The organism is Pseudomonas laurylsulfatiphila (assembly GCF_002934665.1).
GTDB lineage: Bacteria > Pseudomonadota > Gammaproteobacteria > Pseudomonadales > Pseudomonadaceae > Aquipseudomonas > Aquipseudomonas laurylsulfatiphila.
Window position 1 is genome coordinate 302,869 of the sequence record NZ_NIRS01000005.1, and the last position, 15,637, is coordinate 318,505.

A 15,637-nucleotide genomic window follows, 5' to 3' on the forward strand; every position below is an offset into this window, starting at 1 on the left:
CATTTAAGCGACGGGATGCCGCGTGACTGAACTCAATACCCTCTGGCTGACAGAAACCATCCGCCTGCGCGAAGAACACGCAGGCCCACTGGAAGACTTGGAAGCCAACCGACTGGCCCGCAGCGCCGGCGGCGATTTGCCGGCGCGCATTCAACGCCGCGCCCTGTGGCTGGCTGAACGCGATGGCCTGACTGCAGCCCTTAAACACTGGCTGCAAGGCTCGCGGCTGGCGCTGATCGTAATGGCCGTGCTGGCGGTGATCAGCGGTGCCGGCCTGGCCTTCGCGGCTATGGGCGACGGCCTGCACCCGGTGAATGTGTTCTGGGCATTGGGCAGCCTGCTCGGGCTCAATCTGGTCCTGTTGCTGAGTTGGGCGTTGGGACTGGTGTTTGCCGGCGAACACGGCGCCAGCCTCGGACGCCTGTGGCTATGGCTCAGCGAAAAACTCGCTCGTGACGCCAAGGCCGCGCAGTTGGCCCCCGCCCTGCTCCTGTTACTGCAGCGGCAGAAACTCAATCGCTGGGCCATCGGCGTGCTGGTCAACAGCCTGTGGTTGTTGGCGATGATCAGCGCGCTGGTGATCTTGCTGATGTTGATGGCGACCCGGCGCTACGGCTTCGTCTGGGAAACCACGATCCTCAGTGCTGACACCTTTATCGCCGTCACTCAGGCGCTGGGTGCGTTGCCGGCCCTGTTTGGCTTCAGTGTGCCGACCGTAGAGATGATCCGCGCCAGTGGCGATGCCGCACTGAACATCGAAAGCGCCCGCCAGGCCTGGGCCGCCTGGCTGGTGGGCGTACTGCTGGTCTACGGCGTTTTGCCGCGCCTGCTGCTCGCGCTGTTTTGCCTGTGGCGTTGGAAGACAGGGCAAACAGCGCTGCGTCTGGATTTGAACCTGCCCGGCTACGCGCAACTGCGCGAACGCTTGATGCCCACCAGCGAACGCCTCGGCGTCAGCGATGCGGCACCGGCGCAACTGCATCGCGTGGAAAGCGGTGTCACCGAGCAGCAAAGCGACGGTGCGCTGTTGGTCGCCATCGAACTGGACGACCAACGCCCGTGGCCACCGCAATTGCCAAAAAACGTGAGCAACGCCGGCATCCTCGACAGTCGCGAATCGCGGCACAAACTCCTCGAACAACTGAGCCGCTTTCCCCCGGCACGCCTGGCCATCGCCTGCGATCCGCGACGCTCGCCGGATCGCGGCAGCCTGGCCTTGATTGCCGAACTGGCCCGCAGCGCCAGCGCCACCCGCGTGTGGTTGTTGCAGGCGCCGCCCGGTGAAGCGCTGGACGCCGAGCGCCTGGGCGACTGGCACGTGGCGCTGCAACAGCTCGAGTTGCCATTTGCCGATTGTGCACCGATGAACTGGCTGGAGACGGGTCATGACTGACACCAGGAAGCAACCTCTGAAACTCGCCGTGGTCGGTCACACCAACGTCGGTAAAACCTCGTTGTTGCGCACCCTGACCCGCGACGTCGGTTTCGGTGAAGTGTCCCATCGTCCCAGTACCACGCGGCACGTCGAAGGCGCCCGTCTTTCGGTGGACGGCGAGCCACTGCTCGACCTCTACGACACCCCCGGCCTGGAAGACGCCATCGCCCTGCTCGATTACCTCGAACGCCTCGAACGCCCGGGTGAGCGCCTCGACGGTCCTGCACGCCTGGCGCGTTTCCTTGATGGCAGCGAAGCCCGGCAACGCTTCGAACAGGAAGCCAAGGTGCTGCGTCAGTTGCTGGCGTCGGATGCCGGTCTTTATGTGATCGACGCCCGTGAGCCGGTGTTGGCCAAGTATCGCGACGAGCTGGAAGTGTTGGCCAGTTGCGGCAAACCCTTGCTGCCGGTGCTGAATTTCGTCAGCAGCGCCAACCATCGCGAACCGGCCTGGCGTGAGGCGCTGGCGCGGCTGGGCTTGCATGCCCTGGTGCGTTTCGACAGCGTCGCGCCGCCGGAAGACGGCGAGCGTCGACTCTATGAAAGTCTCGCCCTCCTGCTGGAAACTGCCCGGCCGCAACTCGAACGCCTGATCGCCGATCAGCAGGCCCAGCGTCTGGCTCGCCAGCAAAGCGCGGAGCGATTGATTGCCGAATTGCTGATCGATTGCGCGGCTTGCCGACGCAGTGTGGTCAGTGAAGCCGAGCAGGAACAACAGGCGATCAGCGAATTGCGCAAAGCCGTACGCCAGCGCGAGCAGCGTTGCGTCGAGGCCCTGCTCAAGCTCTACGCCTTCCGCCCACAGGATGCCGCCGCCAGTGATTTACCGCTGCTCGATGGCCGTTGGGGTGATGATTTGTTCAACCCGGAAACTCTCAAGCAACTGGGTGTGCGCGTCGGTGGTGGGATTGCCGCAGGCGCCGCTGCCGGGGCCGGAGTCGATTTGCTGGTGGGCGGGATTACGCTCGGCGCCGCCGCACTGGCCGGCGCCATCGCCGGTGGCGCCCTGCAAACCGCGCGCAGTTATGGCAGCCGCTTGCTGGGCAAGATCAAGGGCCAGCGCGAACTGACGGTGGATGACAACGTGCTGCGCCTGTTGGCGCTGCGCCAGCGGCAATTGCTGCAAGCGCTGAACGCCCGTGGGCATGCGGCGATGGACAGCATCCAGGTGGCCACGCCTCAGGACAAGAGCTGGCGCGAAGGCAAACTGCCCGAGGCGTTGAACAAGGCGCGGGCGCATCCGCAGTGGTCGTCGTTGAATCCGCATCCGAAGTTGAATCAGGCAGAGCGGCAGGAGCAGGTTGAGGTGTTGGCGCAGCAGTTGTGAACCTGCTGATCGTCAGCGCCAGTTGAACTGCAGATACGCAGTACTGAGCTGTGAGACGCGCTGTTGATCCACCGCATCCTGGTCACCGTCGTTATCCATATCGAAGTGGATCAGCCAATCCATCTTCCCGTCGTTGTTGGTGTCATAGGCGGAGGCGGTGTAAACGATAGTTTGATCCGACGGTTTGCCGACGCCTTCATGAAAGTGCAGGCGCACGGTGTCTGGCGAACCGTCATTGGCGAAATCTTCGGTGAATATCTTCAGATAGCGATCCCAGGTCTCGCCGCGGTTGAACCAGTTGAGCTGCAAGTAGGCGTTTGCAAACGACTTGAGCAACCGCTCGTCCTTGGTGTTTTCCTTACCGTCGTTGTTCACATCACCGACCTGGAAATCAACCTTGCCATCAGCCGTGATATCCAGCGCATAGGCTTTATGGATGAGCCTGTCTTCTGCCCCGCTACTCTCCTCGAAAAAATGCAGGAGGACGGTGTCGGCCTTGCCGTTCGCGCTGCGGTCCTGGGCAGTCACTTTCAAATAACGCATGGTGGAGTTTCTCATTGAAGAAGGGCCGATCAAGCTAGCCCGTCCCGTCGGAACTCTCTGCGCGAACAGTTTCTTTTGCTTGTAGGGCGTTTCAGCAGACCTCGAGAGACAAGACTCCGATGGCTTTGCGCTTCAACACCTCCAGATCAATCACCGGTACATGCATCTCCTTGGCCTGTTCATCCCACTGGCGCATGCGCAAACTGACTTCGCACAACGGGTCCTGCTCGAAGGCATCGGCTTCGGCTTCGGTCATCATCCCACCCTGATACTCCAGGGTCCGGCGACTGGCTTCGCTCAAACGTTCGTAGTACCCAGGCTCCTTCAACGTCAGATAACGCTTGGCCTGAACGTGATATTCGACCAGTCGCGCCATGCGCTCGCTAAAGCCGGCGCGACGCAGGTAGTCGGCGCCCAGCCGTTCATGGCTGACCACGCCGTAGCCGCCCATGTTCTCGGCCCCCCCGGCGCAGATGTGCCCGATATCGTGGAAGAACGCCGCCAGCACGACTTCGTCGTCGAAGCCTTCAGCCATCGCGCATTGGGCGGCCTGGGACATGTGCTCGATCTGCGACACCGGCTCGCCGATGTAGTCGCTGTCGCCAAAGCGTTCGTAGAGGGCGAAGACCTTGGCGACGGTTTGTTCATTGCTGTGCATTAGAAGCCTCCCGGTCAGTGAGATTTGTGGTGAATGGTAGACCGCTTTCGCGAGCAGGCTCGCTCCCACATAGGAATGCATTTCCCTGTGGGAGCGAGCCTGCTCGCGAAGAGGCACTTTCAGCCGATAAAGATCTTACTTGGCCGCCACTTTCTCGGACTTGCCGTCATAACGCTTGCGCCATTCGGTCAGGATCTCGTCGCGGTTCTTCGAAGCCCAGGCGAAGTCGTTCTTGATCAGGCGCTGTTCGTAGTCGGCTGGCAGTTCGGTCTGCGGCTTGGCGATGCCAGGCTGGGCGAGCACGGCGAAGTTTTCTTTGTACAGTTCCATCGCTTCCGGGCTGGCGGAGAAGTCAGCCAGTTTCTTCGCGGCTTCTTCGTGGGCCGTGCCCTTGATCACGGCAGTCGCTTCGATTTCCCAGCCCAGGCCTTCCTTCGGCAGGATGATGTCCAGCGGTGCGCCCTGGCGTTTCAGTTGAACGGCCGGGTACTCGAAGGAAATACCGATAGGGAACTCACCCGCGGCCGCCAGTTTGCAAGGCTTGGAACCGGAGTGAACGTACTGGCCGATGTTCTGGTGCAGGCCGTCCATGTAGGCCCAGCCCTGCTTCTCGCCGAAGGTTTGCAGCCAGGCGCTGACGTCGAGGAAGCCGGTGCCGGACGATGCCGGGTTCGGCATGACGATCTTGCCTTTGTACTCAGGCTTGGTCAGGTCCTGCCAGCTTACTGGTTTGGTCAGGCCCTGCTTTTCGGCTTCGACGGTGTTGAAGCAAATGGTCGCGGCCCAGACATCCATGCCGACCCAGGCTGGCGGGTTGGCGGCGTCGCGGTAGTTGGCGCCGATCTTGCCCAGGTCCTTCGGTGCATAGCTTTGCAGCATGCCCTGCTGGTCGAGGATCGCCAGGCTGGAAGCCGCCAGGCCCCACACGGCATCAGCCTGCGGGCGTTCTTTTTCGGCCAGCAGTTTGGCGGTGATGATGCCGGTGGAATCACGCACCCATTTGATTTCGACGTCCGGGTTGGCCTTTTCGAAGGCTTCTTTATAGGTTTTCAGCTGTTCGGCTTCGAGGGCGGTGTACACCGTCAACTCGGTTTTCGCCGCAAAGGCGTTCAGGCTGAAAGCGGTGAGGACAGCGGCGGCCAGGGCCAAAGGCTTGAACATGATCTTTTCCTGTATTTGAGTTGAGGGTGTGAATCAGTGACCGGGCGCGGTCTGCCGCCAGGCCTGGGAGCGACGTAGCAAACCGCGCGAGGCCCAGGCCAGCAGCAGGGACACGCCCGCCGAGGTGAACAGAATCAGGGTCGACATCGCCGCCGCACCGCCGACGTTGCCGGCGTCGTCCATGTTCAGCACCGCCACCGCTGCGAGGATGGTGTCGGGGCTGTAGAGGAAGATCGCCGCCGAGACGGTGGTCATGGCCGAGACGAACAGGTAGCGCACGATGTCCAGCAAAGCCGGCAGGCAAATCGGCACGGTGACGCGCAGGTAATGGCGGTACAGCGGCGCCTTGAGCGACAGCGCGGCGGCTTCGAACTCGGTATCGAGTTGGCGCAATGCGGTGGTGGCGGTCATTTGCGCGGTGGTCAGATAGTGCGCAATGGTGCAGACGATCAGCAGGGTCATGGTCCCGTACAGCACATGCAGCGGGTTGCCGGTGAGGTTGAAGAAGAAGACGTAACCCAACCCCAACACCAGGCCCGGCACCGCCATCGGTACGAAACTGAGCATGCGCAAGGTCAGGTTCAGGCCGCGCTGACCCCTGGTTTTTTCCATCAGGTAGGCGCCGGTGAAAATCAGCAGGCTGCCGATCAATGCCGTGCCCAAGGCCATCTTCAAGCTGTTGCCGTAGGCCAGCCAGCCACCGCCGGCGGTTTCATTGAACTGGTAGTGGTTGAGCGACAGCGACAGGTTGTACGGCCAGAACTTCACCAGGGACGAGAACACCGCCATGCCGAACACCAGCAGCAATGCGGCGCTGATCAACAGGACGATGGCCAGGTAGCAAGCGTCGCGCAGTTTCGATGGCGCAGGCTTGAACACCTGGGCACGACCGCTCATGGAGTCGCCGTGACGACGACGCAACCAGGCATCGACGCCAAAGCTGAATAGCGCCGGCAGCAACAACACCATGCCGATCAAGGCACCGCGGCCGAATTGCTGTTGGCCGACCACGGCCTTATAGGCTTCCAGTGCCAGCACTTGATAGTCACCACCAACCACCACCGGAACCCCGAAATCGGTGATGGTCAGGGTGAACACCAGGCAGAACGCAGCGAAAACCGCCTGACGGGTCGCCGGCCAGGTGATGCTGCGGAACGCTTTCGCCGGACTGGCGCCCATGCTTGAAGCAGCATCGAACAGTCGCGCATCGGCCAGGGACAAGGCCGACAGAAGAATCATCAAGGCGTGCGGGAAGGTGTAGATCAACTCACCCAGAACAATGCCCCAGAAGCCGTAGATGTTGTCCGAGAGCAGGCCTCGCAGCATGCCCTGGTTGCCGAACAGGTAAACCAGCGCAATCCCGGGCAGCATCGACGGCGCCATCAATGGCAGCAGGGAAATGCCACGCCAGATGCCTTTACCCGCAATCAGGGTGCGTTGCAGCGCGTAGGCAAACAGGTAAGCCAGGGGTACGACAATAGCCGCGACGCTGAGGGAAACCTTCAGACTGTTGCCGAGCAACCAGTGGAAGTTCTCGCTGGTCACCAGTTCTTTCGCTGCAACCCAACCACCACCCTGCCCGGCTTCAGCACTGAAGCCACGCCAGAAGATCGCCAGCAACGGCATCAATACGGCAACGCCCAACAGCACCAGCAGAAGCACTTTGCCGCCGACCACGAACAGCCAGTCACCGATCTCGGCACGGGAAGTCTGCCGAACCTGCTTGTGTGGCAGCGGCAGCGCGATGTTCGCGCTCATCAGGCAAACACCTGCAGGCTGCGCGGCGGCAAGGCGACCATGATCTGCCGGGCGCCAAGGCGCGGCATGGCTTCCGGTGCCAGTTCCGCCAACAGCGCATGGCCCGGCAAATGATCGAGCTCGAAGCTCATGCGACAGCGGTTGCCGAGAAAGGTGATCTCACGCACCTTGGCCGGGAACAGGTTTTCCTCGTGCACCAGCGGATTGACGTTGATCGCTTCCGGACGGCAGAACAAGCGGCCCGACGCGGTCTTGGCACCGCCATCGGCCAGACGCATGCTCATCCCGCCGACCTGGGCGTGGCTATCGCTGCTGCGCTGGAACGGCAACCAGTTGCCCTGGCCCACGAACTCCGCCACGAACGGCGTAGCCGGCCGGTTGTAGATTTCCTGGGGCGTGGCGTACTGCTCGACCTTGCCGTTGTTCATCACGGCGATACGGTCGGCCATCAACATGGCCTCGTCCTGATTGTGGGTCACCATCAGGGTGGTGATGCCGAGGTTGCGTTGCAGCTGGCGCAGTTCGGTGCACAGATGCTCGCGCACCCGGGCATCGAGAGCCGACATCGGCTCGTCGAGCAGCAACAGCGAAGGCGCCGGGGCCAGAGCGCGAGCCAGTGCAACCCGCTGCTGCTGGCCACCGGACAACTGACCGGGATATTTTTTCTCGCTGCCGCCCAGGCCGACCAGTTCCAGCATCTGACCGACACGCTGGCGAGTCTGGTCGCGACCATTGCCGGCGAGGCCGTAGGCAATGTTCGCTTCGACGGTGAGATTGGGGAACAACGCGTAGGACTGGAACAGAATGCCGTAGTCCCGCGCCTGGGGAGCCAGGTGGGAAACGTCGCGGTCACCCAGGTACAACTCGCCGCTGTCCTGCTTTTCCAGGCCGGCGATGCAGCGCAGCAAGGTGGTCTTGCCACAGCCGGACGGCCCCAGCAGACACACCAGCTCACCGGCCGCCACGTCGAGTGAAACGTTATCCAGCGCGGTGAAAGCGCCGAAACGTTTCTGTACGCCGCGCACCTTCATCGGGGCGCCAGGATTGGTCAGGGCAGTTGCGATCGAGTTGTTCATGGACGGACCTCATCTAGCAGATGAAGGCCATCCTAGGGTTGTAATGAGTCCGTCATGTGGCAGTAAGGCAAAAACTGCCGATAGTGGTATTCAAGGATTTTGGTTGAGTGTTGTCTGATCTGACGCTATCGCTGGCAAGCCAGCTCCTACAAGGTTTCGCATTCCCCTGTAGGAGCTGGCTTGCCAGCGATGAGGCCCGAACAGTCACCGAAGATGTCAGACCGGCGCCATTTCCTGCGCTAACCCCAGAAACGCCGCCGGCAACCGCGCGCCTTTGCGTTCCTTCAGGCAATACAGGTATTCGGGAATCTGCGGCGCATTCTGGATGGTCAGCACCCGCAGTTGCGGATCATGGGGTACTTCCTGGCGGGCGATGATGCTGATGCCGATGTTGCGCAGCACCGCCTCGCGGATCGATTCGCGGCTGCCGATCTCCAGCAGCGGCCCGAAACTCACTCCGGCGCCGGCCAGCAACTCTTCGGTCAGGCGGCGGGTGGTCGAGCCCGGTTCGCGCATCAGCAGGGTATGCCCGGCCAGGGCGCCGAGTGGTACGTGATCGTGAACCGCCAGTGGATGATTGCGATGCACCGCCAACACCAGCGGATCGCTGCCGAGCACCCGGCGAATCAGCCGAGCGTCATCGAGCAGCTGCGACGACGCCGCGACATCGACCCGGTACTCTTCCAGCGCTTCGAGCACCTGCTGGGAATTGCCGATTTCCACCGACACCTCCACCTGGGGCAAGCGCTCGCGAAAGGTTTTCACCAGGTCGAGGATGTAATACGGCGCCGTGGCGGCAATGCGCAATGTGCCCTGGACCTGGCCGCAGTTACGCAGGAAAAACTCGATATCGGCTTCCTGCTGCATCAGCACCTTGACCATCGGCAGCAGCCGCGCGCCCTCCTCGCTGACGCTCAGGCGCCGACCGCCACGGTAGAACAGCTCGACCGAATACTGACTCTCCAGGTTGCGGATCTGCGTCGTCACCGTCGGTTGGCTCAGGCCGAGCTTTTTGGCCGCCTGGGTAATGCTGCCCAGGCGGGCCACCATGTAAAACGCCTTCAGCTCGGCACTCAGCACAACCGCCCCTCATTCTTTACTTGCGCAGCAGGCGCAAACCGTTGAACACCACCAGCAAACTCACGCCCATGTCGGCGAACACTGCCATCCACATGGTAGCGACCCCGGCGAAGGTTACCCCAAGAAAGATCGCTTTGATGACCAACGCCAGGGCGATGTTCTGTTTGAGGATGCTCGACGTCTGCCGCGACAGGCGAATGAATGCCGGGATCTTGCGCAGATCGTCGTCCATCAGGGCGACATCGGCGGTTTCGATCGCGGTATCGGTGCCCGCGGCGGCCATGGCGAAACCGATCTCGGAGCGCGCCAGCGCAGGCGCGTCGTTGATGCCGTCGCCGACCATGCCGACCCGGTGCCCCTGGGCATAAAGGGCCTCGATAGACTGCAATTTGTCCCCCGGCAACAGGTCGCCCCTGGCTTCGTCGATGCCGACCTGCGCGGCAATGGCCTGCGCGGTGTGGACGTTGTCGCCGGTGAGCATCAGGGTTTTGATGCCCAGGTCATGCAGTTGCTCGATGGCTTCGCGACTGGACGCCTTTACCGTATCGGCGACAGCGAACAGTGCCAAAGGACCAGACGAATCAAGCAGCAGCACCACCGACTTGCCCTGCTTTTCCAGGGCAAACAGTTTTTCTTCCAGCGCCGGCGAGCACAGGCCCAGATCTTCCACCAGACGATGGTTGCCCAAATGATACAGCTGGCCGTTGATCTCACCGCGAACACCGCGCCCGCCCAGGGCTTCGAAGTTATCCACAATCAGCGCCGCGGTTTGGTTGTCCACAGCCGCTTTGGCGATGGCCAGGGAAACCGGGTGATCCGAGCGTCCGGCCAGCGCGGCGGCAATGGCCGGCGCCGATGCATCGGCGGTCGGGTCCAGCGACAGGTAATCGGTCTGCACCGGTTTGCCATGGGTGATGGTGCCGGTCTTGTCCAGGGCCAGGTAGTCGAGCTTGTAACCGCCCTCCAGGTAGACGCCGCCCTTGACCAGGATCCCTTTGCGCGCCGCTGCCGCAAGGCCGCTGACGATGGTCACCGGCGTGGAAATCACCAGCGCACACGGGCACGCCACCACCAGCAGCACCAGCGCCCGGTAAATCCAGTCGAACCACAACGCGCCCATGAACAGCGGTGGGATGACCGCCACTGCCAGCGCAAGGACAAACACTGCCGGGGTGTAGATTTTCGAAAATTGATCGACGAATCGCTGGGTCGGCGCCCGCGCGCCCTGGGCCTGTTCAACGGCGTGGATGATGCGGGCCAGGGTCGAATTACCCGCAGCGGCAGTGACCGCGTACTCAAGGGAACCGGCCTGATTGATGGTGCCGGCGAACACTTTGTCGCCGACGGTTTTCTCTACCGGCAGGCTTTCCCCGGTAATGGGCGCCTGATCGATGGTCGAACGCCCGGACAGCACTTCGCCGTCCAGACCAATGCGTTCGCCGGGACGCACACGCACCCGCGCACCGATTTCGATGGTTTTGACATCCTGCTCGACCCAACTCCCGTCGGCCTGCAACACCGTCGCCTGGTCCGGCGCCATCTGCATTAGCCCGCCGATGGCATTGCGCGCGCGATCCAGGGAACGAGCCTCGATGAGCTCGGCCATCGTGAACAGGAACATCACCATCGCCGCTTCCGGCCATTGACCGATCAGGACGGCGCCGGTGACGGCGATGCTCATCAGTGCGTTGATGTTCAGATTGAGGTTCTTGAGCGCGATCCAGCCCTTTTTATAGGTGCCGAGACCGCCGCTGAGGATGGACACCAGCGCAATGACCGCTACCACCCAATCAGGCGCGGTAGCGGTGAAGTGGATGACTTCCGCTAGCAATGCGCCCACACCGGACAACGCCAATGGCCACCAGTGTTTCCTGTCGGGTTTCACCGCCGGTGTTTCAGCCCCCTGCTCCAGCGGTTCGGCGTGCATGCCCAGGGACTTGATCGCCTCGATGATTGGCTCGGTGCCTGGCAAATCGTGGGTCACGCCGAGCACCCGGTTGATCAGATTGAACTCCAGCTGCTGCACGCCTGTCAGCTTGCTTAGCTTGTTCTGGATCAGCGTCTGCTCGGTCGGGCAGTCCATTGCCTCGATGCGAAAGCTGCTCAGACGGGCACCCGCCGTCGGCGATTCGCTCAGGGTGACCCGCGCAGGCGCTGCCGTTCTTGATGAGCAGCAAGCGTCGCCGTGACCTCCATGGTCATGCTTGGGCAAGGGCCGGAGCTTAGCGCTGATTTCATGTTCGGCCACAGGTTTGTGGGTATGCTGAGAATCGCTCATTGGTTGCGTCCATAAGAGTGCCTGTTGCCCAGTAAAGACCCTGTAGCCACTATAGGGTCAAGCACCCATTTTGGAGTTTTGGAGATTGTCGTCATGAAGATTGGAGAATTGGCGAAACTCACGGACTGCGCCGTAGAGACGATCCGCTACTACGAGCGCGAGAACCTTTTGCCGGAACCGGCCCGCAGTGATGGCAACTATCGCGTCTACACCCAGGCTCACGCCGAGCGCCTGACCTTCATCCGCAACTGTCGCACCCTCGACATGACCCTCGAGGAAATCCGCAGCCTGCTGGCATTTCGCGATAGCCCGCAGGACCAGTGCGAAAGCGTCAACGCACTGATCGACGAGCACATCCACCACGTCAAGGCCCGGATCGACGGCCTGCTGGCCTTGCAGGCACAACTGCTCGACCTGCGCCAACGCTGCGGCGAGGGGCCGGGTATCGATCAATGCGGGATTTTGCAGCAGTTGGAAGTGAGCGGCGGGGTTGTGGCGACAGAGGCTGAGCATTCCCATGTCGGCCGTAGTCACGGCCACTGAGAACACCACAAATCCCTGTGGGAGCGGGCTTGCCCGCGATAGCGGTATGTCAGTCACATCAATGTTGGATGTGCCGCCGCCATCGCGGGCAAGCCCGCTCCCACAGGTTCAGGTGTTGTACTTCAGACCGCCATCGGCGCGGTCATCGGCGCGTGGTGCTCGTAGCCTTCCAGCGAGAAGTCACCCGGCTCGACCCGTTCCAGCCATTCCGGCTGATACACACCAGTCTTGGCAAACTCCGGCACACGGTCGGAAATCACCAGTTTCGGCATCGGGAACGGTTCACGCTTGAGCTGTTCGTTGAGCATGTCCAGGTGGTTCTCGTAGACGTGCGCATCGCCGATGAAATAGGTGAACCAGCGCGGCGTGTAGCCGGTCAAGCGCCCGACCAGGCTCAGCAGCGCAGCGCCTTCAGTGAGGTTGAACGGCGTGCCCAGGCCCAGGTCGTTGGAGCGGATGTAGAGGGTCAAGGAAATCTCTTTGGTCTCGACATTCGGGTGGAACTGGTACAGCAGGTGGCACGGCGGCAAGGCCATTTCATCAAGCTGGGCGCAGTTCCAGCCGTGGAACAGGATACGACGGCTGCCCGGATCCTTGATGATGGTGTCGATGCACTGGCGAACCTGGTCGATGGCCTTGTACAGCACCACATAGGCCTGACCGTCTTCTTCACCTTCGGCGATCTGGCGGTAGCCTTGCTTGAGGGTCTGCTCGATGGCGGCCGGGTTGCTGAGCGGAATCTGCTTGTACGCCGGCCACTTGCGCCATTGCACACCGTAGATTTCGCCAAGGTCGTCTTCGCCCTGGCGGAACGGGTTGGCCAGCCACTGGGCGTTTTCGTTGGCGTTCTGGTCCCAGACCTTGCAGCCCAGAGCGCGGAATTCGGCAGCGTTGTTCACGCCACGCAGGAATCCGCACATTTCGCCGATGGCCGACTTGAACGCCATTTTGCGCGTGGTGATCGCCGGAAAACCTTCCTGCAGGTCATAACGCAGCATCGCGCCAGGAAAACTGATGGTGTTCACGCCGGTACGGTTGGCCTGCTTGGTGCCGTTCTTGATGACGTGGGCGACCAGTTCGAGATATTGCTTCATGAGTTACCTGTGTCCTTGAACCCGCAGCCATCGCTGCGGGGTTCGAATTTTATACGGCTGCCGCTGGAGTTGCCGGGGCGCGGTGATACGCCAGCCAGATCAGGACCAGGCCGCCGACGATCATCGGCAGGCACAGCACCTGGCCCATGGTCAGCCAGTTCCAGGCCAGATAGCCCAGCTGCGCGTCCGGTACGCGGACGAACTCGACGATGAAACGGAAGATGCCATAGAACAGCGCGAACATCCCCGATACCGCCATGGTCGGCCGCGGCTTGCGCGAGAACAACCAGAGGATCAGGAACAGCGCCACACCTTCGAGGGCGAACTGGTACAGCTGCGAGGGGTGACGCGGCAACTGCGCCGGGTCGCTGAACGGCGGGAAGATCATCGCCCACGGCACGTCGGTCGGCTTGCCCCACAGCTCGGCGTTGATGAAGTTGCCGATACGCCCGGCCCCCAGGCCAATCGGCACCATCGGCGCAACGAAATCCATCAGCTGAAAGAACGACTTGTTGTTCTTCTTACCGAACCACAACGCCGCCAGCATCACGCCGATGAAACCGCCGTGGAACGACATGCCGCCCTTCCACACTTCGAAAATCAGCGTCGGGTTGGCCAGATAGGCGCTCAGATCGTAGAACAGCACATAACCCAGGCGCCCGCCGACGATCACCCCCATCGACATCCAGAACACCATGTCGGAGAGTTTCTCCTTGGTCCAGGTCGGGTCGAAGCGGTTCAGCCGGCGGGAGGCCAGCAGCCAGGCACCGCCGATGCCGATCAGGTACATCAGGCCGTACCAGTGGATTTTCAGCGGACCGATGGCCAGGGCCACCGGGTCGATCTGCGGGTAAGGCAGCATTGCGACTCCTCGTTAGAGTTCAAATCTCAAAAATTCCCGGGCGACGCTGCCACCTCAGGATTAAGCCAGGATTGCGCTGTGCGTCAGAGCAGATGCTTCAGACTAGAAAGTTCAGACCGACGCAGAACAGCAAAGCGGCAAACAGCCTTTTCAGCAACTTCGGCGACAACCTGTGGGCCAGTCGCGCGCCCAAACGGGCGAACACCATGCTGGTCAGGGCAATGCCCAGCAGCGCCGGCAAATAAACAAAACCGAGACTATGGGCCGGAAGCAACGGATCGTGCCAGCCCAGAATCATGAAACTTAATGCACTGGCCAGGGCAATCGGCAGCCCGCAGGCCGATGAAGTGGCCACGGCTTGCTGCATCGGTACGCTGCGCCAGGTCAGGAATGGCACGGTCAACGAACCACCGCCAATGCCGAAAATCGCCGAGGCCCAGCCAATCACGCTGCCGGCCACGGTCAGACCGAGTTTGCCCGGCACGGTTCGGCTGGCCTTGGGTTTGACGTCCAGTGCCAGTTGAGCGGCGATCACCAGGGCGAATACACCAATGAGTTTCTGCAGGTTGGGGCCGGAAATCGCTTCTGCCGTCAAGGCGCCGAACCCGGCACCGATCAGAATGCCGACGGTCATCCACATGAAGATCGGCCAACGCACGGCGCCACGGCGGTGATGCTCGCGTACCGCGTTGACCGAGGTAAAGATGATCGTCGCCAGGGAGGTCCCCACCGCCAGGTGCGTGAGGATCGACGGATCGAACCCTTGGGCCTTGAAGCTGAACACCAGCACCGGGACGATGATGATCCCGCCACCCACGCCAAACAGCCCGGCAAGCACACCTGCACAGGCGCCGAGCGCCAGATAGAGCAGAAATTCCATGGTTGTCCCGCCTGCATCCCCAAAACCGGAGCGGCATGGTAACGGATGCATGGCCTCAAGCTCCACTGTGCAAGGCGATGGATCGATGAGCGATGTCTGCGTAGAGTGGGCAAAAAACACACAAGGACTCCCTTATGTGCCTGATTGTTTTTGCCTGGCGCCCGGGCCATGCCCAGCCGCTGGTCGTGGCGGCCAATCGCGACGAATTCTATGCCCGCCCCAGCCTCCCTCTGGCGCCATGGCCCGAAGCGCCGCACGTGCATGCGGGGCGTGACCTCGAGGCCGGCGGCACCTGGCTCGGTGTTGGCGCCAACGGACGCTTTGCGGCGCTGACCAACATCCGCGACCCCCACCGACCGCCAGGGCGCAAGTCTCGTGGGGAGCTGGTCGCGCGATTTCTCACCGGGGAACTGACAATTGACGACTACTTAGCCGACGTTGTCGACCGTTCGCTGGAGTATGGTGGCTTTAACCTGCTGATCGGCAATCCCCATGAGCTCTGGCACTTCAATCAACGGGAATCGGAAGCCGTCATGCTGGCCCCGGGGGTCTACGGGTTATCCAATGCCGGGCTGGATACACCCTGGCCGAAACTGCTCAAGGCCAGGGCGGCGTTGAGCGAGGTGCTGGATGATCCGCAGCCTCAGGCACTGCTGGCGTTATTGAGCGATGCGCAGACCGCGCCGTTTGCCGAGTTGCCCGACACCGGAGTGGGGCTGGCGACCGAGACGTTGCTGTCGAGTGTGTTCATCGCCAGTCAGAGTTATGGGACGCGGGCGAGTACGGCGTTGATTGTGCAGGCGGATGGCACGCGGCGTATCGTCGAACGCAGTTTCGGGCCGTATGGCGGGCATCTTGGGGAAGTGGAGATCAGGCTTTAGTTTTGTGTTGTCAGCACAGACCTCATCGCGAGCAGGCTCGCTCCCACAGGGGATTTGCGTC

Annotated in this window: 14 protein-coding genes; 4 read left to right on the top strand and 10 right to left on the bottom strand. The window is 61.9% G+C overall.

All coding sequences use genetic code 11. The features are described 5' to 3' along the window. Nucleotides 1–22: 22 nt before the first annotated feature. The gene (locus CD175_RS19900; RefSeq protein ID WP_104450168.1) at nucleotides 23–1,393 is read left to right on the top strand and encodes a DUF2868 domain-containing protein; all 1,371 of its coding nucleotides are present in this window, start codon (nucleotides 23–25) and stop codon (nucleotides 1,391–1,393) included. After that, complete coding sequence (locus CD175_RS19905) at nucleotides 1,386–2,762, top strand: GTPase/DUF3482 domain-containing protein (RefSeq protein WP_104450169.1); 1,377 nt, start codon at nucleotides 1,386–1,388, stop codon at nucleotides 2,760–2,762. Before CD175_RS19900 ends, CD175_RS19905 begins: the two co-directional genes overlap by 8 nt. A gap of 12 nt (nucleotides 2,763–2,774) precedes the next feature. Here CD175_RS19905 and CD175_RS19910 read toward each other — a convergent pair whose 3' ends face one another. The 7 genes from CD175_RS19910 to CD175_RS19940 all read right to left on the bottom strand — a co-directional run bounded on the left by CD175_RS19910 (nucleotide 2,775) and on the right by CD175_RS19940 (nucleotide 11,316). Next, nucleotides 2,775–3,305, bottom strand: coding sequence for a hypothetical protein (locus CD175_RS19910; protein ID WP_104450170.1), 531 nt, complete (start codon nucleotides 3,303–3,305; stop codon nucleotides 2,775–2,777). Nucleotides 3,306–3,396: 91 nt separating this feature from the next. Next, nucleotides 3,397–3,963 (bottom strand): phosphonate degradation HD-domain oxygenase, encoded by a 567-nt coding sequence (locus CD175_RS19915; RefSeq protein WP_104450171.1) that lies wholly within the window; start codon nucleotides 3,961–3,963, stop codon nucleotides 3,397–3,399. 135 nt (nucleotides 3,964–4,098) lie between these two features. Continuing rightward, complete coding sequence (locus tag CD175_RS19920) at nucleotides 4,099–5,124, bottom strand: putative 2-aminoethylphosphonate ABC transporter substrate-binding protein (RefSeq protein ID WP_104450172.1); 1,026 nt, start codon at nucleotides 5,122–5,124, stop codon at nucleotides 4,099–4,101. Nucleotides 5,125–5,157: 33 nt separating this feature from the next. Next, entirely contained in the window at nucleotides 5,158–6,882 is a 1,725-nt protein-coding gene (locus CD175_RS19925) for a putative 2-aminoethylphosphonate ABC transporter permease subunit (protein WP_104450173.1), read from the bottom strand. Continuing rightward, nucleotides 6,882–7,958 (bottom strand): putative 2-aminoethylphosphonate ABC transporter ATP-binding protein, encoded by a 1,077-nt coding sequence (locus tag CD175_RS19930; protein WP_104450174.1) that lies wholly within the window; start codon nucleotides 7,956–7,958, stop codon nucleotides 6,882–6,884. The genes CD175_RS19925 and CD175_RS19930 overlap by 1 nt, the downstream gene beginning before the upstream one ends. Before the next feature lie 216 nt (nucleotides 7,959–8,174). Then, the gene (locus tag CD175_RS19935) at nucleotides 8,175–9,038 is read right to left on the bottom strand and encodes a LysR family transcriptional regulator (protein WP_104450175.1); all 864 of its coding nucleotides are present in this window, start codon (nucleotides 9,036–9,038) and stop codon (nucleotides 8,175–8,177) included. Nucleotides 9,039–9,054: 16 nt separating this feature from the next. Continuing rightward, nucleotides 9,055–11,316, bottom strand: coding sequence for a heavy metal translocating P-type ATPase (locus tag CD175_RS19940; RefSeq protein WP_104450176.1), 2,262 nt, complete (start codon nucleotides 11,314–11,316; stop codon nucleotides 9,055–9,057). A 93-nt stretch (nucleotides 11,317–11,409) separates the two neighbouring features. On the opposite strand from CD175_RS19940, the gene cadR reads away from it, so the two are divergent. Continuing rightward, nucleotides 11,410–11,859 (top strand): Cd(II)/Pb(II)-responsive transcriptional regulator, encoded by a 450-nt coding sequence (gene cadR, locus CD175_RS19945; protein ID WP_104450177.1) that lies wholly within the window; start codon nucleotides 11,410–11,412, stop codon nucleotides 11,857–11,859. A gap of 122 nt (nucleotides 11,860–11,981) precedes the next feature. Here cadR and CD175_RS19950 read toward each other — a convergent pair whose 3' ends face one another. The 3 genes from CD175_RS19950 to CD175_RS19960 form a co-directional block, all read right to left on the bottom strand. Then, nucleotides 11,982–12,953, bottom strand: coding sequence for a thymidylate synthase (locus CD175_RS19950; RefSeq protein ID WP_104450178.1), 972 nt, complete (start codon nucleotides 12,951–12,953; stop codon nucleotides 11,982–11,984). Between the two features lie 49 nt (nucleotides 12,954–13,002). Next, nucleotides 13,003–13,815, bottom strand: coding sequence for a prolipoprotein diacylglyceryl transferase (gene lgt / locus CD175_RS19955; RefSeq protein WP_007976415.1), 813 nt, complete (start codon nucleotides 13,813–13,815; stop codon nucleotides 13,003–13,005). A 97-nt stretch (nucleotides 13,816–13,912) separates the two neighbouring features. Then, entirely contained in the window at nucleotides 13,913–14,695 is a 783-nt protein-coding gene (locus CD175_RS19960) for a sulfite exporter TauE/SafE family protein (RefSeq protein WP_104450179.1), read from the bottom strand. Between the two features lie 134 nt (nucleotides 14,696–14,829). On the opposite strand from CD175_RS19960, the gene CD175_RS19965 reads away from it, so the two are divergent. Beyond that, entirely contained in the window at nucleotides 14,830–15,576 is a 747-nt protein-coding gene (locus CD175_RS19965; RefSeq protein WP_104450180.1) for an NRDE family protein, read from the top strand. Nucleotides 15,577–15,637 lie beyond the last annotated feature (61 nt).